At 34.8% G+C, this 22,506-nt stretch carries 21 protein-coding genes and 1 tRNA gene; 9 read left to right on the forward strand and 13 right to left on the reverse strand.

What is annotated here, in order from left to right; all coding sequences use genetic code 11:
- Window positions 1-15: 15 nt before the first annotated feature.
- From OPR49_RS00620 to OPR49_RS00635, 4 genes are all read right to left on the reverse strand, one after another.
- Window positions 16-585: a nucleotide exchange factor GrpE gene (locus OPR49_RS00620; RefSeq protein WP_265027142.1), complete on the reverse strand. Its 570-nt coding sequence runs from the start codon at window positions 583-585 to the stop codon at window positions 16-18.
- A gap of 61 nt (window positions 586-646) precedes the next feature.
- On the reverse strand, window positions 647-1,624 hold the full coding sequence (locus tag OPR49_RS00625; RefSeq protein WP_265027143.1) for a polyprenyl synthetase family protein: 978 nt from the start codon (window positions 1,622-1,624) through the stop codon (window positions 647-649).
- Between the two features lie 10 nt (window positions 1,625-1,634).
- A complete protein-coding gene (gene rpsP, locus OPR49_RS00630; RefSeq protein WP_265027144.1) occupies window positions 1,635-1,955 on the reverse strand; it encodes a 30S ribosomal protein S16 in 321 nt (106 codons plus the stop codon).
- Window positions 1,956-2,356: 401 nt separating this feature from the next.
- Window positions 2,357-4,165 carry a peptidylprolyl isomerase gene (locus tag OPR49_RS00635; RefSeq protein ID WP_265027145.1) on the reverse strand — a complete coding sequence of 603 codons (1,809 nt, stop codon included), beginning with the start codon at window positions 4,163-4,165 and terminating at the stop codon, window positions 2,357-2,359.
- A 331-nt stretch (window positions 4,166-4,496) separates the two neighbouring features.
- On the opposite strand from OPR49_RS00635, the gene OPR49_RS00640 reads away from it, so the two are divergent.
- Both OPR49_RS00640 and rho read left to right on the forward strand, forming a co-directional pair.
- Entirely contained in the window at window positions 4,497-5,099 is a 603-nt protein-coding gene (locus tag OPR49_RS00640) for a cell cycle transcriptional regulator TrcR (RefSeq protein ID WP_010082495.1), read from the forward strand.
- A gap of 199 nt (window positions 5,100-5,298) precedes the next feature.
- A complete protein-coding gene (rho, locus tag OPR49_RS00645) occupies window positions 5,299-6,702 on the forward strand; it encodes a transcription termination factor Rho (RefSeq protein WP_007549497.1) in 1,404 nt (467 codons plus the stop codon).
- A gap of 166 nt (window positions 6,703-6,868) precedes the next feature.
- Here rho and OPR49_RS00650 read toward each other — a convergent pair whose 3' ends face one another.
- Both OPR49_RS00650 and OPR49_RS00655 read right to left on the reverse strand, forming a co-directional pair.
- Window positions 6,869-7,345 carry an RDD family protein gene (locus OPR49_RS00650; protein WP_265027146.1) on the reverse strand — a complete coding sequence of 159 codons (477 nt, stop codon included), beginning with the start codon at window positions 7,343-7,345 and terminating at the stop codon, window positions 6,869-6,871.
- A gap of 22 nt (window positions 7,346-7,367) precedes the next feature.
- Window positions 7,368-8,402 (reverse strand): RDD family protein, encoded by a 1,035-nt coding sequence (locus tag OPR49_RS00655; protein WP_265027147.1) that lies wholly within the window; start codon window positions 8,400-8,402, stop codon window positions 7,368-7,370.
- 148 nt (window positions 8,403-8,550) lie between these two features.
- On the opposite strand from OPR49_RS00655, the gene icd reads away from it, so the two are divergent.
- From icd to nth, 6 genes are all read left to right on the forward strand, one after another.
- A complete protein-coding gene (icd, locus tag OPR49_RS00660) occupies window positions 8,551-9,987 on the forward strand; it encodes an isocitrate dehydrogenase (protein WP_265027148.1) in 1,437 nt (478 codons plus the stop codon).
- Between the two features lie 83 nt (window positions 9,988-10,070).
- On the forward strand, window positions 10,071-10,490 hold the full coding sequence (locus OPR49_RS00665) for a DnaJ domain-containing protein (RefSeq protein ID WP_245611009.1): 420 nt from the start codon (window positions 10,071-10,073) through the stop codon (window positions 10,488-10,490).
- Between the two features lie 113 nt (window positions 10,491-10,603).
- Window positions 10,604-11,014 carry a hypothetical protein gene (locus OPR49_RS00670; RefSeq protein WP_265027149.1) on the forward strand — a complete coding sequence of 137 codons (411 nt, stop codon included), beginning with the start codon at window positions 10,604-10,606 and terminating at the stop codon, window positions 11,012-11,014.
- A 57-nt stretch (window positions 11,015-11,071) separates the two neighbouring features.
- A complete protein-coding gene (locus OPR49_RS00675) occupies window positions 11,072-11,941 on the forward strand; it encodes an IS982 family transposase (RefSeq protein WP_458694421.1) in 870 nt (289 codons plus the stop codon).
- 62 nt (window positions 11,942-12,003) lie between these two features.
- A complete protein-coding gene (locus OPR49_RS00680; protein WP_265027150.1) occupies window positions 12,004-12,378 on the forward strand; it encodes a hypothetical protein in 375 nt (124 codons plus the stop codon).
- Window positions 12,379-12,415: 37 nt separating this feature from the next.
- Window positions 12,416-13,054, forward strand: a complete 639-nt coding sequence (nth, locus tag OPR49_RS00685) for an endonuclease III (protein WP_265027151.1) — start codon at window positions 12,416-12,418, stop codon at window positions 13,052-13,054.
- Window positions 13,055-13,171: 117 nt separating this feature from the next.
- On the opposite strand, the gene dapE is transcribed toward nth, so the two are convergent.
- A complete protein-coding gene (dapE, locus tag OPR49_RS00690; protein ID WP_265027152.1) occupies window positions 13,172-14,368 on the reverse strand; it encodes a succinyl-diaminopimelate desuccinylase in 1,197 nt (398 codons plus the stop codon).
- A gap of 42 nt (window positions 14,369-14,410) precedes the next feature.
- Between dapE and OPR49_RS00695 the strand changes: the two genes are divergently transcribed.
- Window positions 14,411-15,691, forward strand: coding sequence for an iron-containing alcohol dehydrogenase (locus OPR49_RS00695; RefSeq protein WP_265027153.1), 1,281 nt, complete (start codon window positions 14,411-14,413; stop codon window positions 15,689-15,691).
- A 170-nt stretch (window positions 15,692-15,861) separates the two neighbouring features.
- Here OPR49_RS00695 and OPR49_RS00700 read toward each other — a convergent pair.
- From OPR49_RS00700 to dnaE, 6 genes are all read right to left on the reverse strand, one after another.
- Window positions 15,862-15,934, reverse strand: a tRNA-Met gene (locus tag OPR49_RS00700).
- A complete protein-coding gene (purB, locus tag OPR49_RS00705; protein ID WP_265027154.1) occupies window positions 15,934-17,226 on the reverse strand; it encodes an adenylosuccinate lyase in 1,293 nt (430 codons plus the stop codon). The genes OPR49_RS00700 and purB overlap by 1 nt, the downstream gene beginning before the upstream one ends.
- A 232-nt stretch (window positions 17,227-17,458) precedes the next feature.
- Window positions 17,459-18,016 carry a 50S ribosomal protein L9 gene (rplI, locus tag OPR49_RS00710; protein ID WP_265027155.1) on the reverse strand — a complete coding sequence of 186 codons (558 nt, stop codon included), beginning with the start codon at window positions 18,014-18,016 and terminating at the stop codon, window positions 17,459-17,461.
- A gap of 7 nt (window positions 18,017-18,023) precedes the next feature.
- A complete protein-coding gene (rpsR, locus tag OPR49_RS00715) occupies window positions 18,024-18,299 on the reverse strand; it encodes a 30S ribosomal protein S18 (RefSeq protein ID WP_265027156.1) in 276 nt (91 codons plus the stop codon).
- Complete coding sequence (rpsF, locus tag OPR49_RS00720; protein WP_265027157.1) at window positions 18,299-19,072, reverse strand: 30S ribosomal protein S6; 774 nt, start codon at window positions 19,070-19,072, stop codon at window positions 18,299-18,301. Before rpsF ends, rpsR begins: the two co-directional genes overlap by 1 nt.
- A gap of 48 nt (window positions 19,073-19,120) precedes the next feature.
- A complete protein-coding gene (dnaE, locus tag OPR49_RS00725; protein WP_265027488.1) occupies window positions 19,121-22,450 on the reverse strand; it encodes a DNA polymerase III subunit alpha in 3,330 nt (1,109 codons plus the stop codon).
- Window positions 22,451-22,506 lie beyond the last annotated feature (56 nt).

Below are 22,506 nucleotides of genomic sequence, written 5' to 3' on the forward strand. Positions count from 1 at the left end.
TACATTTACCTCATGCTAATCGCTTCCACAATCAGCAGATTTCTTAGAAATAATAACCATTGCAGGGCGGAGCAACCTATTTTTGATAGTATAACCAGTTTGTAGTACCTCTACAATGGTGCCAGGCTCTTTTTCATTGTCTTCTCTTTCCACAACAGCTTGGTGTAAATTACTATCAAAAAGCTCACCAAGTGGATCTACTTCCTCTATTCCATGTTTTTTCAGATCATTTATAATTTTTTGATAAGCTACTTTAATCCCCTCATGAACAGGATCACCGTCTTTCAAAATTTCCATTACTTTTTTTAAATTGTCACACGAGTCAATCATATCACGTGCAAATTTTGTGACTGCATAGTCACTTGCATCGCTAATTTGCTTTTGCATTATACGTTTGACGTTTTCATTATCTGCAGCAACACGGCGTAAATGATCTTCAAGCTGAGCTGCACGTTCTCTTAATGCATTAAGGCCTTCATTTAAATCATCATTTTGTTTATGATCATCACCTTGTTGATCGTTACCTTTCTGCTTACTTACCATATCGGTAAACTTCTTCTTTTTCTCTTTACTACTATCTGACATATTATTACCCTTAAGAATCTAATAAATATATAGCAATTAATCTGAAAATATCAAGCACCAGCTACATTCGTCTTTCTATGCTCGCATTTAAAAAGTCAATTAAAGTAGTTTTATAAAAAGAATCAGAAAAAGTACTAATATCATTTTGCGCCATATTAATGTAGTGTCTAGCTTTTTCCATAGAAAGCTGAATGGCATTATGGTGATTAATATAGTGTAATGCTTGGTCAAAATTGTGTCTAGCTGAAGAAAAGCATTTCTCCCAGAATTTTTGCTCTGCTGGACTGCCCTTTTCGTATGCTATAATAGCAGGTAAGGTGACTTTACCTTCGAAAAAGTCTTTTCCGACTTGCTTTCCAGAAGTGCCTTGATTAGCAGTATAATCGAGCATATCATCAACTATTTGAAATGCCATACCAAAATTAAAACCAAAATTCTTTAGCCTCTCTGTTTCGTCATTTGTTGCACCAGATACTGTTGATGCAGCTTCACAGCATGCAGAAAATAAAGATGCTGTCTTTTCTCCAATGATATCAAAATAATTTTCCCTGACTGTGTGGGGGTCAAAGCGTGCTGTCATCTGCTTTATTTCACCCTTCACAAGTAAATGCGATGCTTTAGATAAAATAGAGAGAATATTTAAATTTCCACACTCTATAAGCCATCTAAATGCTAGAGTCAACAATAGATCACCAACTAAAATGCTTGATTTATTTCCCCAAATCTTATTCGCTGTTTTAACTCCATGACGTGCCTCACTTTCATCGAGCACATCATCATGAAGTAAAGTAGCATTGTGTATAAACTCTACCGATGCAGCAACATTGATCCTATTCTCCCCAGAATAGTTTAGCACTTTACATATAATAAAAACTAGTTTAGGCCTTATTTTTTTTCCACCTGAACTAACAAGATGAGATATAATATCAGTAGCAAGCTTAGCATCTTCATCATTGACATTTTTGAAGATAAAGTCCTTCATATCTGATAAATCAGAAGATACAACATCGTCTAATCTATCGCTGTTTGTTATTAGCATTTTAAGAGACTTATGCCTCTTGCCCTTGTGCTTTCTTGTTCTCTACTTTCTTCTTTTCTGTTTTCTTTGGTTTTGTTTCTAAAGTTACTATGCCTTTTTTGATAAACCACAGTACTCTTTCAGTTGCTTGCGCGCCTACGCTTAGCCAATGTTTTAATCTATCAGCCTTCACCACAACACGATTTTTATTGTCTTTTGGTAACATTGGATCATATTGTCCTATTTTCTCAATAAAACGCCCATCTCTTGGTGCTCGTGAATCAGCTACAACTATTCTATAAAAAGGGCGTTTCTTTGCGCCAAACCTTGCCAACCTTATTTTAATTGCCATGTTAACCTTTATTCATATGTTAGTTATAATTTTATACAATGAGCCGTTTTAAGTCAAATGAATTATACAACTTTTGCACCTTATAATATAATTACCAATAATGTAGGGCAGTGCCGGGCGCACAGCTATACGAACATTCATTTTTGAAGGTAAATTGCACAGCAAATGGTGTCATTCCAGTGCTTGACACTGGAATCCAGCCTTTTTTTAATCATTAAAACGTTGTATTTTAACATAAAACGGCTACTTTTATGCTTACCAACTTAATAAAATTCCTGGATCCCAGTGTCTGGGCACTGGGATGACATCCTTTCTAGTGAAGATTGCTCTCAAATCGCAATGTTCGTACAGTTGTGTGTCTGGGCACTGGATGCGTTTGAAGCAACTTATAAGATTTTTGATTATATATCATCAAGTATAGCGTGATTAACTTCGACTTTATACTTTGATTCCAGATAGCTAATTAATTGCTCTTTTAGCGATATCATCACACGTTTTCCGGTGTCAAGCGTGTTTAATTTGCCATTTGATGAATGCATTTCTTTTAGAACACCTATTATAATTTCATTATTGTATTGAATAGGATCTGTCACTGAACCAGTTGTTTTCATATTGAAAATCTCTTCTACAAAAGAAAAGGGGTAGTTTTGTTGATCCACTTTATTGCGGTGCATCTGCTGACCTTTAACTAATTCCACACCTTGAATTTCTTCCAAATCTGTTTTTTCTCTTAGTTGAACTGCAACCTCTTGCCCGAATTTAAACATTCTTTCTTTTATAAACTCACTACGCCAAAGCTCTACCGCTAATGCCTTGCCTTCTTCAAAACTTTGCAATTTGGGTGGAACGATATCGACGATTTTTACACTAACAACAGCGTCCCCAACGCCCTTAAAATAACCTTTCTGATCCTTTTCTCGCGAAAAAATGAAAGAAATCAAATCACCAGAATCTCCTACGTTATTACCGCTTTGATCTTTTCCACTCGCATCTACTGGACCAATAGTTTGTATAGGTAAATTATATTCACTCAATATTTCTTCAATTTCTGAACCATTGTATATTTTATAGTTCACTTGGTTTATGAAATCATTGACTCTTTCAAAAGACTTTTGGTTAGTTAGAACTGACTTTATGTCTTTTTTTAAATCAACTAAGTCTTCATCAGAGATTTGATGCGCACTTTCCACTTTTACTATGTGCCAACCAAAACTGCTTGCTAAAACTTCACTTACTTCACCTACTTTGAGAGCAAATACCTTCTCTCTCACGTCTTCTGGTAAAAAATCCTTAGTTATATTATTTACTCTAGTTTCCTCAAGTTTTGCTTTGCCAAACTCTTCTACTATCTGTTCAAAGCTTGTTTTACCCTCCTCAAATGCTCTTCTTGCTGTCTCAGCTTCTTCTTTGGTAGAAAATATTGCATTGAATATATCTCTTTGATCTTTAAGTTCTTGTTGTTCTATTATACCATCAACTTCTTCATCTGAGATCTTGATTTGATCTTCAAAATACTTTTGGCCTAGGGAAATATATTGCGCAGTTCGATACTCAGGATAATAAAAATGGGATTTATTTCTTTCGTACAAATCAAGTAAGGCTTGATCATCTGGTTCAGGAATGTTTGTAACTGCATCTTCAGTTATTTTAACAATATCAACTACTCTAGTTTGGTAGCGACTTTTGTATATCTGCTCATCAATTTTCTCGCCAAAAGTTACTGGATAATTATCTTTAAATAATGAAGTCATGAACATCATTGCAGGCAGGACTTTCTCTAGCTTTGCTATATACTCTTTCTCTGTCATATGCAGGTCATTTAGCGTTTCATAGAATTTATTTTTGTCAAATTCACCTTTATCATTTTGAAAGTATTTGGTGTTTTTAATATGGTTTTTTATAGATTCTTCTCCAGCTGTCAACCCCAGCTCACTAGTTAGGTTAAACAATAGTTTTTGCTCTATAAGTGCGTTAAGCAAATCATATTTCAGCTTTTTTACTTGTTCTCTACTCGCATCAGATCCAGAAATTTGCTTTTCATAATTTTGATATAGTGATTTATACTCATCTGACGTTATAACTTCTTTTCCAACCCTAGCTACCTCTTCTTTTTCATCATCACCTGATAAAAGGTTGCCAATTCCCATGAAGATTAACAGGCAAGCTAAAAGGACAACGGTTACTTTAGTGAAAAAATTTTTAACATTCATTTTAAACCCAGTTAATTAATGATTAATTATAGAATAGTGATAATTTAATGCTTGTAAACCTGTTGCTTTATTAGCTAATATATATAATATTACAATATATTAATTTAAAATTTAACTCTCTAATCTTAAATAGGAACATATGTTTAACTGAGTTATACTATACCTTAGGAAGGGGAAATATTTTGTTTGAAATATGCTTAAAGGTAAGCGCATTTAATTAACTTAAGAGGTGGGAAGTGACAAACAAAAAGTTATTGAATGACAAAATTAATGCTTTTTTAGTTTTAATAGTTTATATTTTAGCTCTGTATAACAGTAAGGGATACTTTAAATGGGAGATGCTTTTTTGATGTCAATGGAATCTTCTAAGGGCAATAACGATAGAAATAAACAGTTTCTAGTGCAAATAGCTGCTTGGTTAGTAGACAACACTGGTTTAACTTTTAATCAAATAGCACAATGTTGCAGATTGGCCCTTGAAGAAGTACAAGACATAGCTGATGAGGAAATAGAAGTAGAAAAATATAACCCTATTATTTCTGGAATAATTACTGAAAAAGAAATCGATGATTGCAAAAAAAATCCAAATCGTGTACCAAATTTGATTATAAAAAATATAAAAAAAAGGAGTAAAGCGATTGGTAGCATTCTTGGCTTTGCCTCTACGGCAAGACGTAGAGATAAACCTGATGCGATTTATTATTTAGTAAAAAAATTTCCTATCTTGGACAATAACGTTATAGCTAAATTAATTAGTACAACAAATTACACAGTTGAGCAGGTAAGAGATGGATCTCATCATAACATGCAAAATATAAAACCCCAAGATCCTGTACTACTCGGCTTATGTAGTCAAGAAAATTTAGAAGCAGAAGTGGAAAAAGCAAAAGTAGAAGAGGAGAAGCAAGAAAGGTTAAAAAAATATAAAGAATAGCTATTGAAAATCCTCAAATTTTTGTGCTTTGTTAACATTAAATTAACTTGACTTGCTAGTGTTTATTAGTATAATGTAAGTAAAGTATGGGGTTTAATGGTAATTAAGCTTAATACGCACTGAAACTAACTCAGCCTAATTTATTATCTTATAGTCACATTTTAGGTTAGTAAGCATCAATTAAAATTTTTGGAGGATTATGACAACAATCAATGAAGATGTTTTGGCAAAAGGAAAGGTTACAGCTCAACCTGAAAAAAGTGAGCAAATTTACAATAACGATACAGTAAAACAGATGGTCAACGAAGGTACTGAGAAAAACAGAAAAACATTAGATCTGAGCGAATTAAAAGAGAAAACAGCAGAAGAATTGTTAGAGTTAGCTGAAGAAAGAAAAATTTCAACTAACGGTAAAAGCAATGGTAGAATGCTAAAGCAGGAAATAATATTCAGCTTAATGAAAAAAATGAGTGAAGAAGGAGGCATAACCACAGGGAGTGGAATAGTGGAAATATTGCCTGATGGTTTTGGTTTCTTACGTTCAGCAAGTGCAAATTATGCCCCAAGTACCGATGATGTTTATATTTCTAACGGGCAAATAAAGAAGTTTAATTTACGTACAGGAGATATGGCATATGGAGAAATAAGGCCACCTGGTGATAAAGAGAGATATTTTACTTTAACTAAGGTTCAAAGTATAAACTCTACTGAAGTAAGTGAATTAAGAAAGTACGTCCATTTTGATAATTTGCTTCCTCTTTATCCTGAGGAAAGCATAGTACTTGAGTGTAATAATGGTGATGATAAAAAAGGCTTAAGCATGCGTGCTATAGATATAGTAGCTCCTCTTGGAAAAGGGCAAAGAGCGTTGGTAGTTGCTCCACCTCGCACAGGAAAAACTGTATTGCTTCAGCAAATGGCTAACTCTATAGCTATAAATCACCCTGAAGTAGAATTAATAGTGTTACTTATAGATGAAAGACCTGAAGAAGTAACAGATATGATACGTTCTGTAAAAGGTGAGGTAGTAAGTTCTACGTTCGATGAGCCTGCTTACCGTCACGTACAGCTTGCTGAAATAGTAATAGAAAAAGCTAAAAGAATGGTTGAGCATAAAAAAGATGTGGTAATTCTACTTGACAATATTACTAGACTTGCACGTGCTTATAATGCGGTTATTCCTTCGTCTGGGAAAGTTCTAACTGGTGGTGTAGATTCAAACGCACTGCAGAGACCAAAACGCTTTTTTGGAGCAGCTCGTAATATTGAGAATGGGGGTTCTTTAACTATAATCGCCACAGCTCTTATAGAGACTGGTTCAAAAATGGATGAAGTTATTTTTGAAGAGTTTAAAGGTACAGGAAATGCTGAGATCATACTTGATAGAAAACTTTCTGATAAACGTATATTTCCAGCTATTGATATTACAAAATCCGGAACAAGGAAGGAAGAGCTATTAGTTGATAAGGCTATACTAAATAAAATATGGGTGGTGCGTAGGATACTCAATCCTATGGGACCCGTTGAAGCAATGGAATTTTTACGTGACAAACTACTTTTAACAAAGAGCAATGCTGACTTTTTTAACTCCATGAATCACTAAAAGTAAGCCAGTTATGATGGATATGCTGAGCAAAAAGTAAAACGCTCTTATAGCTAAAATAATTCGGATTTACCAAAATATATTTATAGTTAAGTTGGCAATCTACCTCAAGTTAGCGCGTGACACTGGAATGACACCCTTGGTGGCAGATAGCTAAAGGAAAATATCAACTAGGTTTATAATCTATCACTACCGTGTTTGCAATTTTGTCGTGAAAAGCTTGTTTATGTTCATCACCTACTGCACATACTAAAACTAAGATTAGTATAGCTAAGAATAAAATGGGATTACAAAGTGATATGCAATAAATTATAAAAAGAGCTATAGTCCTTTTCATTGCTTGCATTGTAGTGATTGACTCAAATGTATCTTTGTCTTTTACACGCATGCTAAATAACAAGTGTCCTGGAGTGCCGCCAAATTTTACTAGCATGAATATATGAAATATACATGGTATCATTAAAAATAAAGAAAATACAATCGTGGTGATTACAATTATTGCACCCATGATCCCTTGTATTGCGTGTGTAAGTGAGAAACCCACCGCCATTAAACCAAATGGTATTGCGATAAATAAAATACAATCAACTATAAATGCTAGAACACGTCTTGTCATCGTTGAGTAGTTTACTTTTTTATCCATGTACTACCTATAAAGAAAAATATCAACTAGGTTTATAGTCTATTGCCACTGTCTTTGTAATTCTATCATAAAAAAACTGCTTGCGTTGGTTAAATACTGCATATATAAAAATTAGTATTATAGCTATAATTATAGTTATGGAGACTAAGTTTACTGGAAGTAAAAACCACCATTCATAAGGGTTATCAAGAGATTCGTTTATAATGCCCACAATAACTATAAAGCTCAATACAAATAAGCTAGGCACTTTAGATAAAACATACCTAGTTGTTGCTTGCACTAGAGTAATATTTTCAAGCGTATTTGCATCTTTTATACAAATACAGCACAGCAATTGCCCTGGAGTACCACTGAACCTCCTTACCATGAATACTCCGAATATTATTGATAGCAAAAAGCACAGGCATATAGTCAACAGTTTAGATCCATCAGGATCAAAAACCATCTTTGCAAGAGAAAAAAAGACTAAAGAAATTCCTGTAATAATAAAAAGGTCAATAATATATGCTATTACACGCCTAGTTATTCCCACATAGTTTAAATTTAAGTGGCATTCTTCAGGTTTTTTTGCAGTTTTATCATATACTACTGTTTTTGCAATTTTGTCGTAAAAAGTCTGTTTGCGTCGATCAAATACTGCAAATATTAAAACCAAGATTGGTAAAATAAAAAACCAACCAGAAATATAGCAAGGTACACATAAAAACACTTTAAAAGTACTTCTTATTACTCCTTGCATTAAAGCAACATTTTTAGGTGTATTTGCATCTTTTATATATATACCACATAACAATTTCCCTGGAGTCCAGCCAAGTTTTATTATCATTAATACTTCTAATACTATATATATTAATGCTTCTAGTACTTCATTTTGCACTGAAGGGGCTGTCTCAGTATCAGAAAAGAAATCGCTAAAAAAGTCAGCATAGGGTTTACCTGATAACATGAACAAAATGAATAAATAAAAGGCTAGAAATATTATTTTGTCAACTACATACGCTGTAACGCGTTTAGTAAATTTCGCATAATTTACTTTAACACTCGTTTCAGTATTCATATACGCCTCACTTATGTTTCATAATATCATCATATAATATAAAAATACGTTATTAAATAACCGTAAATATACTAATTTGGGTAATATTAGCTACTTGTGCCACTCTATTATTTAAATTAATATTAAATCATTTATAACTAGGAAAGTTATGTCAACACTAATCACAGTTGCATATGGCGACGGTATCGGACCAGAAATTATGGAAGCGGTGCTGTCGGTATTGCGCGAAGCAGAAGCAAAGATCTCAGTAGATATTATTGAAATAGGTGAGCGTGTTTATAGTAAAGAATGGTCTCACGGAATTTCTCCAAGTGGTTGGGAATCAATTGAAAGGACAAAAATATTATTAAAATCTCCGACAACAACTCCTCAAGGTAAAGGCCACAAGAGCTTAAATGTAGCGCTCAGAAAGAACCTAGGGTTATATGCAAATATCAGACCATGCATTTCATATCATCCTGTGATAGAAAATAAATTCGATAAGTTTGATATCGTAGTGATACGTGAAAATGAAGAGGACGTTTACACCGGAATAGAGCATAGGCTCACCGGTGACTCTTACCAATGCACTAAAATTATTACTAGATCTGGCTCAGAGAAAATATGCAGGTACGCTTTTGAATACGCGAAAAAACACAACAGAAAAAAAGTAACTTGCCTGACTAAAGATAACATCATGAAAATGACTGACGGAACTTTCCATGCAGCGTTTGATCGTATTGCAAAAGAATACCCAGATATAAAGGCAGAACATTATATAGTTGATATTGGAATGGCGCGTGTTGCAACAGAACCGGAGAATTTTGATGTTATAGTAACCGAGAACTTATATGGCGACATATTATCAGATATAGTCGCACAAACCTCTGGATCTGTGGGGCTTGCCGGAAGTAGCAACATCGGGAATGAATACGCAATGTTTGAAGCAGTGCACGGTTCTGCCCCTGATATTGCAGGAAAAAACATAGCCAATCCTTCTGGTCTTTTAAATGCTGCAGTGCATATGCTAATTTACATAGGTCAAGTGGGTACTGCAAAACTAATCTACGATGCATGGCTCAAGACTTTGGAGGATGGAATACACACTGCCGATTTATATAAGGAGAAAAGAAGTAAACAGAAAGTTGGTACCAAAGAATTTGCAGAAGCTGTTATAGATAATTTAGGAAAGAAACCTGCTGAGCTTATAATTGGCAGTGGTTTGGATAGTAAAATAAATTTGGATAGTAAAATAAATAAAGTACAAGATAATTACGAACAAGATTACAAAGTTAAAAAGCTAGTGGGTAGTGATATAACTCTCGCTTGGGACAAATCCAGTAATGTTGATGAAATAGTAGGATTATTTGAATCAAGTAATCTGCAAATGATAGCAATATACTCAAAAGGACTTGCGATTTGGCCAGGAAACTCAAAACCTTCAAGTGATCAAATAACCTGTAGGTTTATCGCAAATAATGAAAAGCAAGCTATTACAAATAGTGATGTGAATAACTTGCTAATCAAACTTGAAGAACACAATTTTGATGTTGTAAGGATGGATAAATTGTATTTATATGATGGGAAAGAGGGGTTTTTCTCTTAATGATCGTTTGACATTCTTATGATTGTATAAAACATTTAAATAGATTATACTAGAGATATAATTTATTTATGTGAGATGTAGTAATGGGTCAACATTTCAAGTTAACTGGTCAGGAGTTTTGTGATAATGCTGATCTGTTCAACGTATTGGAAATAGAAGCTAAGCAAGTTATAGGTAAGGATCATCAAGAGCTTAGTAGCGTTTTAAAAAAACAATATAGAAAATTGATTCTTGTACACCACCCTGATAAAGGTGGAAATGAAGAAAGATTTAAAAATCTTGACAAAGCTTATAAAGAATTAAATGCATATATTGAACCTTTAAAGTCAGGGGACCCTTGTGTTAAAATTAGCGTTGATGCTGAAAGTGATGGGCATTTAACAGCGCGTGAATTCCATTATAGGAAGAAATTATTTGAAAAATTGAATATCACTGAAGAGGAAGTTAGAGGAAGGAATTTTGCTGAGCTTGCTTCTATACTTGAAAAAAAAGCAGCTCGCTAATACAGGATCTGCAACACCAAAATAAATTAATCCATGATATAAATTATTGGACAAGATATGGCTCACTTTTCGATGATAAAGTCAAAGAGCTGAGAAATGAGCTTGACGAACACTTGCTTAAACCTAACATACAATTATTTAGTTATATCGCCCCTTTAACAAAGAATGGAAGTTTAATAAGGGAAGACAAACAAGCGCTAATGCAAAAGTTTATAAAGCGTAGAGACGATTTGCTATCTAGTCTTTTTAAGACCAAGGCATATACTTTACTTTTTTTGGCCTTTGCTGAAGCAACTTATTGCTATATTTTCTTACCTACTTGGTTAATTGCCAGTAATACCTTGATGTGTTTATGCTTGCCACTAGTAGCATTAAATCTTATTATGACAGAGATTTTATCTGCTTTAACACAACATTACGAAAAAAAATACAAAAACTCTGAAATTTCTACTGATCAATATGTAAATAGAATAAATTGTATTTACTTATGCTATAAACGTGAATTCTGGATTAAAGGAGAATAGAAAAGGCAAGAAAACAGGGTAAACTCAGCAGTTATAAAAAAATAGATGAGGTTACCCATGGAAGATATAACAAAACTGTTTTGTTTGGTCGATGATTTTTGCAGAGATATAGAGAAAAATTTTGCAGATAAACTACTGCCAAATGGTAAAAAACCCACAAGAACAACGGAAATTGAGCACTCCGAAATCATGACAATAATCCTGCTATATCAACAATCTCCGTGTAAAAATTTCAAAACTTTCTATCTACATTACCTAACGTTGCTCTACAAATCAGAGTTTCCAAAGTTACCTTCATATACCAGGTTTGTTGCTCTAAAGCCTAGGGTTTTGTGGCATTTAGCAATGTTGTTGCATTGGCTTTGTGGACAGTCAGAAAACACTGGAATTTCATATATAGACACAACTCCCATTGCAGTTTGTCATGCAAAAAGAATATCCAAAAACAAAGTTTTTGCTGGAATTGCAAAATTAAGCAAGAGCACTTACGGCTGGTTTTTTGGTTTCAAATTACATATGGTAATCAATGAAAATGGTGAAATTTATGCACTTACGCTCACAAAAGGCAATGTTGATGATAGGATACCTGTGCCAAATCTGACGGAAAAATTAATCGGCCTTTTGTTTGGTGACAAAGGTTATATTGCAAAAGAGCTTTTTCAGAAGCTGTTTGACCGAGGTTTGAAACTTGTTACCAACGTGAAAAAAGGTATGAAAAATACATTGATTTCGCTAAATGAGAAGATTTTACTGAGAAAAAGGTCTATCATTGAGACTGTTTTTGGTTACCTAAAAAATAGACTAGAAATTGAACACACTCGCCATAGATCCCCTGTTAATTTTTTGGTTCATATCTTTTCTACTCTCATTTCCTATTCCATCAAATCCAAAAAGCCTTCTATTTCCTATTCTTTCTTCCTTCCTTAATCCAGAATTCGCGTTATAAGCTTTTTGTTTTTTACCCTTTGCCTGTCTTTTTTACTTCTTTAATGATAGAGGGTTTTATCTCTGGCAGTTTTTATGTTGATGTGACAATATTTGGTACTTTGTCATTGTTAGCACTGCTAGCTACTGAGATATTTAGTCCTACATTTTCAAAGGCTTGTGAAATATACACTGAAAAACACATGAAAGATTTACTTGAGGAAGATCCAAGAGATAGAGTGCAAAAGGAAACTGATCTGTTAGGACGGTATGACCCGCGAAAACTATTAATGCCGATAATTATGCCTCTTGTTAGAAAGTGTTTTGCAGAGGTGGCTAACGAATTTGCTGAGAGGAATTTCGATGAAGTGAACACTAATATGTCTGATGTTAACGCTAAACAGCCGTCTGGACCTCAAAAGCAAATTCTTGCACAATAAGAGGTTGGCAGTATAGTATAAGCTTTTAGCTCTATGCATGGACTCAAAAAAAGTAGAACTAATATTTGAAAAGTTTCAACAATCAAATCCTGCGCCAAAAATAGAGCTAAATTATACCAATCATTTTACGTTACTGATTGCGATAGTTTTATCAGCGCGGACAACTGATGTAAGCGTTAACAAAATTACAAGAGAACTATTTGACATTGCTGATACGCCAGAAAAGATGCTGGGCTTTGGGCAAAATGAGCTGAGAAAATGCATAAGCAGTATTGGTTTATATAATTCCAAAGCAAAAAACATAATCGGGCTTAGTAAAATATTGGTAGAACGATACGACAGCAAAGTGCCTACTGATTTCGATGATTTGGTGTCTTTGCCGGGAGTGGGGAGAAAGAGCGCTAATGTGTTCTTAAATTCGGGGCTTGGCATTCCAACATTGGCAGTTGATACTCACGTTTTTAGAGTGAGCAATAGAATCGGGCTTGTGAAAGAAAAAGATGTGTTTAAAACAGAACAATCTCTTTTAAATGTGGTTCCCAAAAAATACCTGCTTTATGCTCATCATTGGCTAGTTTTGCATGGTAGATATGTTTGCAAAGCACAGAAACCTTCGTGTGAAACGTGCATAATTCATGATTTATGTGAATTTGAGTGCAAAAGGTATAAAGTCTAGTATTTCTTTTTTTGTCATCCAAGTAGCTATAGAAACGAAAAAACTTACTTGACACATTTTGCTGGAATGACACCAGTTGTTATTCAAACAACAGTTATGCAAGAGATCTGATTACATCTAAGCTAACAATGGACCACTAGATATATTACTAACTACGTTGACCTGATTTAATATTTTATTAGTGGGATTGAAATAATTTTCTATAAATTCCTTATATATAGCTGTTAACTTGTGTATATCGTCTACTAATACGCATTCATTTGTCTGATGTGCGGTTTTGTTGATTATACCAAATTCAATCACTGGACAAACATCTTTGATAAACGCAGCGTCAGATGTGCCACCACTTGTGCTCAGCACAGCATCAATACTGGTAACTTTATTTATCGCATCAAGCATAATATCAGTATTTCTATCGGGAGTAGAGAGGAAAACGTCCCTGCTGCTATGCACAGAAAGTTTATAATCGTTAGTTACACTGGAGCATATTTCATCAATCAGCTTATATAAGCCACCCGGTGTTTGTTCATTGTTATATCGAATGTTAAAACGTGTAGTTGCTGAACCAGGTATTAGATTGCTAGTATTATTTCCAACATCGATAGTAGTAACTTCGCAATGTGAAGGCTGAAAATATTTATTACCATGATCAAAAGTAGTATTTTTTACCTTACTCAATATCGATATTACCTTATATATTGGATTATCTGCTAGGTCTGGATAGGCAACGTGCCCTTGTTTTCCATGGCAAATTAATTCAAATGTTACAGAACCTCTTCTGCCTATTTTTATGGTATCACCTAATTTCTCACTACTGGTTGGTTCGCCAACCACACAAAAATCTATCTTTTTCTGCTTATTTTTCATCCATTCCAAAACTGCCTTTGTTCCATATTCTTCCATGCTTTCTTCAGCACTGGTAATCAATGCACTTATTGAACCATTGAATTGAAACTTCTCTGCAATCAAATTTACCATAGCAGCAATAAACGCAGCTACTCCGCTTTTCATATCAGCGGCCCCTCTTCCATATAATATGCCATCCCTCACTTCTGGATTAAATGGACCAAATGCCCAATCTTTTAACTGACCCGGTGGTACAACATCAACATGCCCAGCAAAGCACAAATTTGGTACTCCATTTATATATTTCGCATAAAGATTTTTAACTTTATCACCAAATTCTAAAATCTCACAATCAAAGCCACTCTTCTTAAAGATTGTTGCTATATACTCTATTGCCCCGCCGTCCCTTGGTGTTATACTCTCAAAAGAGATCAATTTCCTAGTTAGCTCTACAGGGTCAATTTTCATGTCAATCTTAAAATACTTATACTGCTATATTGTAAACACTCTATGCACTATTTAAAACAAATATTACATCAAACCGAACAAACTTTTCTAAGGGAAGTAATAACAGATTACTACCTTGCTGATGATATCTATGAAATATGCACACGACACGGAAATGACGTCTTTCTAGTTGCAGATAAAAATACAGCAAAACTTTTAAACAAAAACGTACTTAATAAAATTCCTAACTTAATTATTCCAGCTCCACCTGTCATTCCAGCGCGTGACACTGGAATCCATAAGTTGTTTTCCTGGATCCCAGTGTCAGCTACTTGCATGACACCAAGCAGAGCTGCCTCTCTTGAAACCGTAAATCTAGTTAGAAACAAAGCAAAAGACAGTGACTTAATAGTTGCATTTGGTAGCGGCACTGTTAACGATATCTGCAAATATGCAAGCTACCTCGAGAAAAAAGATTATATATCGTTCCCAACAGCCGCTTCTATGAATGGATATACCTCTGCAAATGCTTCAATATTAGTAAATGGATATAAAAAATCGTTCAAAGCACATCTTCCAAGAGCAGTATATATAGATATAGACATACTTGCCAATGCACCACTGCGTCTCACATTAAGCGGATTTGCAGATTTCATTTGTCGTTCAACAGTTCAGGCTGACTGGCTACTATCTCATTTGTTGCTTGGCACAGAATACAATGAATTACCTTTTACACTTGTTCGCGATTTGGAGCAAATTTTGCTAAGAGAGTATACGGCGCTTACTAAAAGAAGTAGAAAAGTGGTCCTATTACTTATGGAAGTTCTACTAATTTCAGGACTTGGAATGGTAATATCAAAAGGCAGCTATTCTGCAAGCCAAGGAGAGCATATGATAGCTCACGCAATGGAGATGGTAACAAGAGACCATTCCTCACTACATGGCGAAAAAATTGCTGTCACAACGATTACTATGGCTAATTTGCAGGAAAAGATATTATCAATACAAAACCCGATTATCAAACCGACCACTTTAGATGTAAAACATATAACTCAGTGCTTTGATAATATCGAATTTGTAAGAACTTTTGAACAGAAGCAAATTATGCAGCAAAAAATCCAAGAGATTATTTGTAAAGAATGGCATAATATTTCCAGTTTAATTAAGCAAAATTTACTACCTGCAAAACACCTGCAAAAAATATTTGAAGATCTATCAATTCCACACTTACCAGAGCACCTCAGTTGGAATAAAGAACAATATTGTAAAGTGGTCGATCTTGCGTTTACAACAAGAGATAGATTCACCTTTCTTGACTTAGCTAACTGCATAGAAGAAAGTTAAGTTTTGTAGTGAAATTCTGTCATTTAAAGAGATCATAGGCCAAAAGCTAAACCCTTTTCACAATCTCTTATCCATTGTCTCCTCACCTGAGTGGATATACAACTCATTCCAAGTAACTGACACTGGGTTTCACCAATAGCACTGCTTTGCTAAACATAGTTTAGTTCGAGTGGCTGAGGAGGGACTTGAACCCCCGACCAAGAGATTATGATCCTCCTGCTCTACCAACTGAGCTACTCAGCCTAATTGAAAACCTTGCTATACATGTGACCTACATGTTTTGTATAATATTTCAAATCAAACAAAGATTCAAGTTTTTCCGAGTTAATAACCTTAAGTAAGGGTTTATCTTGTTTCAATTCGGCCAGAAAATCACTGTTGTTTTGTTTCACTTTCATTGCATTGCTCTGAACAATTTTATACGCCTCTTCCCTCGCCAAACCACTACTTACTAACTCAAGCAATACACGCTGTGAGAAAACTAAACCTTTTGAAGAATTTAAGTTCTTTTCAATGTTTTCCTTATTGATCACCAATTTATCTATCAAATCTGTTAATCGCACTAAAGCAAAATCCATTGTTATACAAGCATCAGGAGCAATGCATCTTTCCACAGACGAGTGTGATATATCACGTTCGTGCCACAATGCAACATTTTCTAATGCAGGAAAAACATAACTGCGTATTAAACGTGAGAGTCCAGTCAGATTTTCACTTAAAATAGGATTACATTTGTGTGGCATAGCAGAGCTTCCCTTCTGCCCAATAGAAAAATGCTCAGAAATTTCGCCGATTTCAGTTCTTTGCAAATGACGAATTTCAATTGCAATATTTTCTATTGAGCTTGCAATCACTCCCAAAACCGAAAAGAACATGGCATGTCTATCACGAGGAATGACTTGAGACGATATGGTTTCAGGTATGAGTCCCATTTCTTTCGCTACATACTCTTCAACAAACGGATCAACATTTGCAAAATTACCTACTGCACCTGATATTTTACAAATTGAGATCTCTTTTTGCGCGCTAATTAATCTCTGATAATTGCGTTTAAATTCAGCATAAAATCTAGCAAATTTTAATCCAAGAGTTGTTGGTTCTGCATGCATTCCATGACTGCGCCCAACACAAACAATATCTTTATAATCCTCAGCTTTTTTTTTCAATGCTGCAAGTAAATTTTTTAGATTCTCGAGTAAAATATCACATGACTCTTTCAACTGCACCGCAAGGCATGTATCCAAAACATCAGAACTTGTCATTCCATAGTGTAGATACCGAACATCAACTCCCGCTTTTTCAGCAACATATGTCAGAAAAGCTATAACATCATGTTTTACAATGGATTCAATTTCGTTGATACATTCAACATCAAATTCAATAGCACCAGAGAGGTTCTCAGCAACATTATTCGGAATCACTCCTAACTTTGCTTGAGCTTCACACGCTAATTTTTCTATTTTAAGCCATATATTAAATTTATTATTTTCCTCCCAAATGGCAGACATTTCTTTTCGGCTATAGCGGGGAATCATTTTTGATTTATTCCAATAATGGTCTCATCCCAGTGCGTGACACTGGAATCCAGATATAAAAGTATTTGCAAATTATTCAATGGACAACGGATTCTAGAAGCATAAAATAATGTCCATGATGAAATAAACTGGATCCCAGTGTCACGCACTGGGATGACATGAGGGGAGCACTGGGATGACACCAGCTTAGCCATGGCAGACATTTCTTTTTGGCTATAATGGGAGATCATCTTTAATCAGCTTCATCACCATCAGTAGCTTCTTTATTCGCATCTTGCTCTGCCTCTTGTTGCTCAGACTTCTGATTTTGCAATTTTACTTGCCTTAGCTCATTTGCATCTGTTTCGGATTTCACGACGTATATAGTAATTGGTACTACTACTTCACTATGTAATTCTACGTTTACTTGGTATTCACCCAAGTTTTTGATGCTTATTCCACCAAAAGATAAACTACGGTGATCTATCACATGTCCTTCTTGTAGTAAAATTTTCGCAATTTCACGTGTTGTTACAGAACCAAAAATTTTACCATCCTCTGAAGCTTGCTTTATTAATACCACAAACTTATCATGTAGTGACAATGCAAGCTCTTTTGCTACATTTAATCTTTTTGTATTCTCTTCCTCCAGCAATAAACGTTGTTCTTCTAGTTTTGCTAAATTCTCCTTGGTAGCTTTCACCGCTTTTCTTTGTGGAAAAAGAAAATTACGTGCATAACCTGGTTTAACTTTGACAACTTCACCAAGCTTACCTAAAGTCCTTATATTTTCCTTTAAAATTATCAACATAAATTACCTAAACTTTTTTAGTACAGTAAGGAACAAGAGCTAAAAAACGTGCCCTTATGATCGCTAAGCGTAACTTCCTTTGTTTTTTTGCACATACGCCTGTTAATCTTCTAGGTAATATCCTACCATAGTCAGAGGTAAACTTGGATAATAAATCTATATTCTTATAATCTATGTCTTCATCTTTAGACGCAGCAAGAGGGCAAACTTTAGAACGCCTAAAGCCAGTCCTATTATTTACAGATACGTAAGAATTATTAAAACTATTTCGTCTTTTCATCATTATGCGCTTTGCTCCTCAATTTGTTTATTCATCATATAAGATTTACCTTCAAAAATTTTATCAACCTGCACAGGAAAGTGGCGAATAACGTTCTCATTAAGTTTCATTCTACGCACAAATTCATCCAGAATGCTCGCAGTAGAACTTATGCACATTATACAATAATGACCGCTCTTCATCTTATTTATTGGATATGCAAAATCCAAAAGACCCCAATGTTCATACTTGATTAATCCTGATGCTTCAATGTTTTTCAAAAGCATTTCCAACGCTTTGCTCGATTGAGTTGGACCGTTTATTCTAAAATCTTTCAAAATATCTTGAAAAATCTTTATTAGATGTTCTGAAATATTTCTCTTCAAAGCATTTACTGCGTTATGGATAAACACACTTTTAGTACTGCCTCCTAGAAATTTTGTAAAATCTTGCGTTATTCCTAAATCTTTTAGGTCATCTTTCAACTCTTTATCGATTTTTGACTTCACTTCTTTCAAATTTGAAAGATCTTCTTCCAATTCAACCCATAAAATTTTTGTAAGATCTTCCAAGAAATCAGAGTAAGCAACTAGACCTTCTTTAATGTTTTCAGCACGCACTTCTAACTCTTGTGTTGTAAGCTTTTCATTTCCTTTTTTCAGAATATCCCTGATTTGCTGGAACATAACATCTGCTTTAATATTTTTCAATGAAACAGCTAGCTCTTGGACCATCTCCTCTACTTCTTGCTGTAACAATCCTTGTTGTGCTATAAAAGTAAATTCATAAAGATTCACTATATCTTCCTTTAATACCGATTAAATATTTCATTATATAAAGCTTTTTTATATAAGCAAGTTATTTGTATTAATTTCTACGCCTTTAATCCAGCTTAAGTTAGATATTTCATAAATTACTTGAGGAGCAATTGAGTATGCACCTGGTAATAAGATGCTCACTTTGTGTTTTTCGAGAAGAAGTTTTAGCATTATTTTGGTTCTGCCTTCATCTTTTAATATTGCGTTTAATTCCATAGCGGCTTTTTGCGAATCCGTGCACTCAGTGGTGAGAACTAATTCTTTTATTGTAGAAGTGATTCTTTTTGTAAACTCAGATATATCTTTGCCTGCCAATCTTGTTGTATTTTCCGAAGCTTCAAGATCAATTATCACAAATGTTCCTGGTGAAAATAAATCTCTTTTTTCTTCTATTATTTCATTATTATAGAATGCTATTTCAGAAACGTTATGGGGATCAGAAAGTGTGAGGATAACAAACCTTCCACGCTCTGAAGTTCTCATACGTGCATTTAATATTACCCCAGCAGTTTTTGCTGTTCTATTTTCTCCGATAAACCCAATATTTAACTTTTCCAGAAGAGTTCTAAATTTTTCAAGTGGATGATTAGTTAAATAAAATCCTAGTGAAAATAACTCATGTTCTAATTTTTCCTCCTCATCAAAATCTTCCACATTCTCAAGTTTCGGTTTGAGGACATCAAGACTACCAAACAAAGCAGCTTGACTTGATTCTCTATCCTGTTTGTTTTTATTTGCAAAGTAAATCAGCATGTCCATTGACTCATATAGCTGCTTTCTGTTCTTATGCACGCTATCGAATGCTCCGGATTTAATCAGGCTTTCTAGCGCTCTCTTATTTATTATATGACCTGAATTTTGAATGAATTCCCATATGTCCTTACAAGCGCTTGAACGTACGTTCACTATTCCTTCCGCTATAGAAAAACCAACATTCCTCAAGGCAGCAATACCATAACGTATGCGTTCGTTCTCTATTGAGAATTCAGCTTTAGATTTGTTTATATCAGGTGGAAGAACGGTAACGCCACTAAACTTTGCTGCATGATAAAATAAATTCAGTTTATCTCTATCATCAATATTCAGATTCATTAGTGCTGTAAAAAATTCTAACGGATAATTAGCTTTAAGGTAAGCCGTTTGATAAGATATAACCGCATATGCGGCTGCGTGAGATTTATTGAACCCATAACCAGCAAATTTTGCAACAAGGTCAAAAATATAACTTGCCCTGTCATAATCAACGCCATTCTTCGTTGCCCCTTGGATGAAAAGTTCACGTTGTTTATCCATCTCTTCCTTGATTTTCTTACCCATGGCACGTCTCAGCAGATCTGCTTCCGCTAAGCTATACCCGGAAAGAATACGGGCTATTTCCATCACTTGTTCTTGGTAAATTATTACCCCAAATGTCTCTTTTAATACTTCCTCAAGTAACGGATGAATATAATCTGGCTTTTCAAGTCCGTGTTTTCTTGCAACATAAGTTGGAATGTTATCCATAGGTCCTGGACGATAAAGGGAAATTAAAGCGATAATATCTTCAATGCAGTCCGGTTTTAGTTTAATTAAAGCTTCTCTCATTCCCGAACTTTCAAGCTGAAACACTCCAATTGAATCACCGCTTGAGAGTATCTCATAGGTTTTTTGGTCATTCAAAGGAACTGAAGAAATATCAATCTTTTTTCCATCACGATTAATTAAACGACATACATGATCTATTAGCGTTAGCGTACCAAGCCCAAGAAAATCAAATTTTATTAGCCCAGCTTTCTCCACATATTTCATGCTGTATTGAGTGATTGGCAAAGCTGAATTTGGATCATAATACACAGGAACAAAATTTTCCAACTTTTGATCACATATTACAATTCCAGCAGCATGGGTTGAAACGTGACGATATATTCCTTCAAGCTTAAGAGATATATCAAGAAGCTTTGCAATTACCTCATCACTATCCCGCTCTTTCTGCAGGTTTTGATCAAACTCTATCGCTTGTGATAAAGTTACAGGATTTACTGGATTAAATGGAACCATTTTAGATATTTTATCCACTTGAGAGTAAGGCATTTGCAATACTCTACCAACATCACGCAATACTGCCCTTGCCTGCAATTTACCAAAAGTGATTATTTGAGCAACATAACCGTACTTTTTCTGAACATAATCAATAACCAGGTCCCTTTTCTCTTGGCAGAAATCGATATCAAAGTCAGGCATCGATACACGATCAGGATTCAAAAATCTTTCAAATATTAGGCCAAACTTTATTGGATCAAGGTCTGTAATCTGCAAGCCCCAAGCAACAATTGATCCAGCACCAGAGCCTCTTCCTGGACCAACTGGAATGCCATTTGCTTTGCTCCAACGAATGAAATCAGAAACTATCAAAAAGTAGCCAGCGTAGTTCATCGAAGTTATCACACTCAGTTCGTAATTCAGCCGATCGTAGTATTGTTTAAGGTCTATGTCTGTCTCATTCGCAATACGGAATTCTAATCCTGCAACTGCCTGCTCCCTCAGTTCTTCATTCTCAGTTTTATTTTCTCGACAAGGAAATTTAGGCAAAATAGGCTGCCTGCTTCTTGGCATGTAAGAGCACCGCTTAGCTATCACTAAAGTGTTATGAATTGCTTCAGGAATGTCGCTGAACAGTTCCTCCATTTCTGCCACAGATTTGAAATAATGCTCGGTAGTTAACTTCTTTCTGTTATTCTCCAGGGCATAACTCCCCTCCGATATACACGTTAATATATCATAAGCCTCATAATCAGACCTATTTGGAAAAAACACATCGTTCGTTGCAACCAGTGGTACATTGTGCTGATAAGCAAAATCTATTAAAGCTTCTTCAAGCTCTAGCTCTTTATTCAACCCATGACGCTGCAATTCAACATATAAATGACCATTGAATGCTGAAAGCAGTTTTTCAACCGTTTCTTTATCTTGCCCCAACAATAGTTGAGCCAAACATCCACCGGTTAAAGCGATCAGACCCGTACTTAAATTCAATAGCTCATCAAAATCAACGTAAGGAATATCGCTGTTATTCTTGCGCTTTCTAAAAGACTCACTCACCAAAGTGACTAAATTAGTGTACCCTTGCTCATTTTTTGCAAGCAATAATATAGGTAAATTTTGTTCTGAATGTTTAACTATAATATTGCATCCTATTATTAGCTGTATTCCCCTACTTGCCGCATATTCTGCAAACTCAAGTGAACCAAATAAATTACCTGAATCAGTAATTGCAACCGCTGGCATTTTATTTCGCAAACAAAGGCTAATCAGCTCCTCAATTTTAACCGAGCTTTCAAGCAGCGAATAAACACTATGAACACGCAAGTGTATGAACATAAAAAACTTTAGATCAACAAAAAAGGATAACATTAATTTACTCATGAGAACATAAT

This window comes from Wolbachia endosymbiont (group A) of Bombylius major (assembly GCF_947251895.1).
In the GTDB taxonomy this organism is placed as follows: Bacteria; Pseudomonadota; Alphaproteobacteria; order Rickettsiales; family Anaplasmataceae; genus Wolbachia; species Wolbachia pipientis.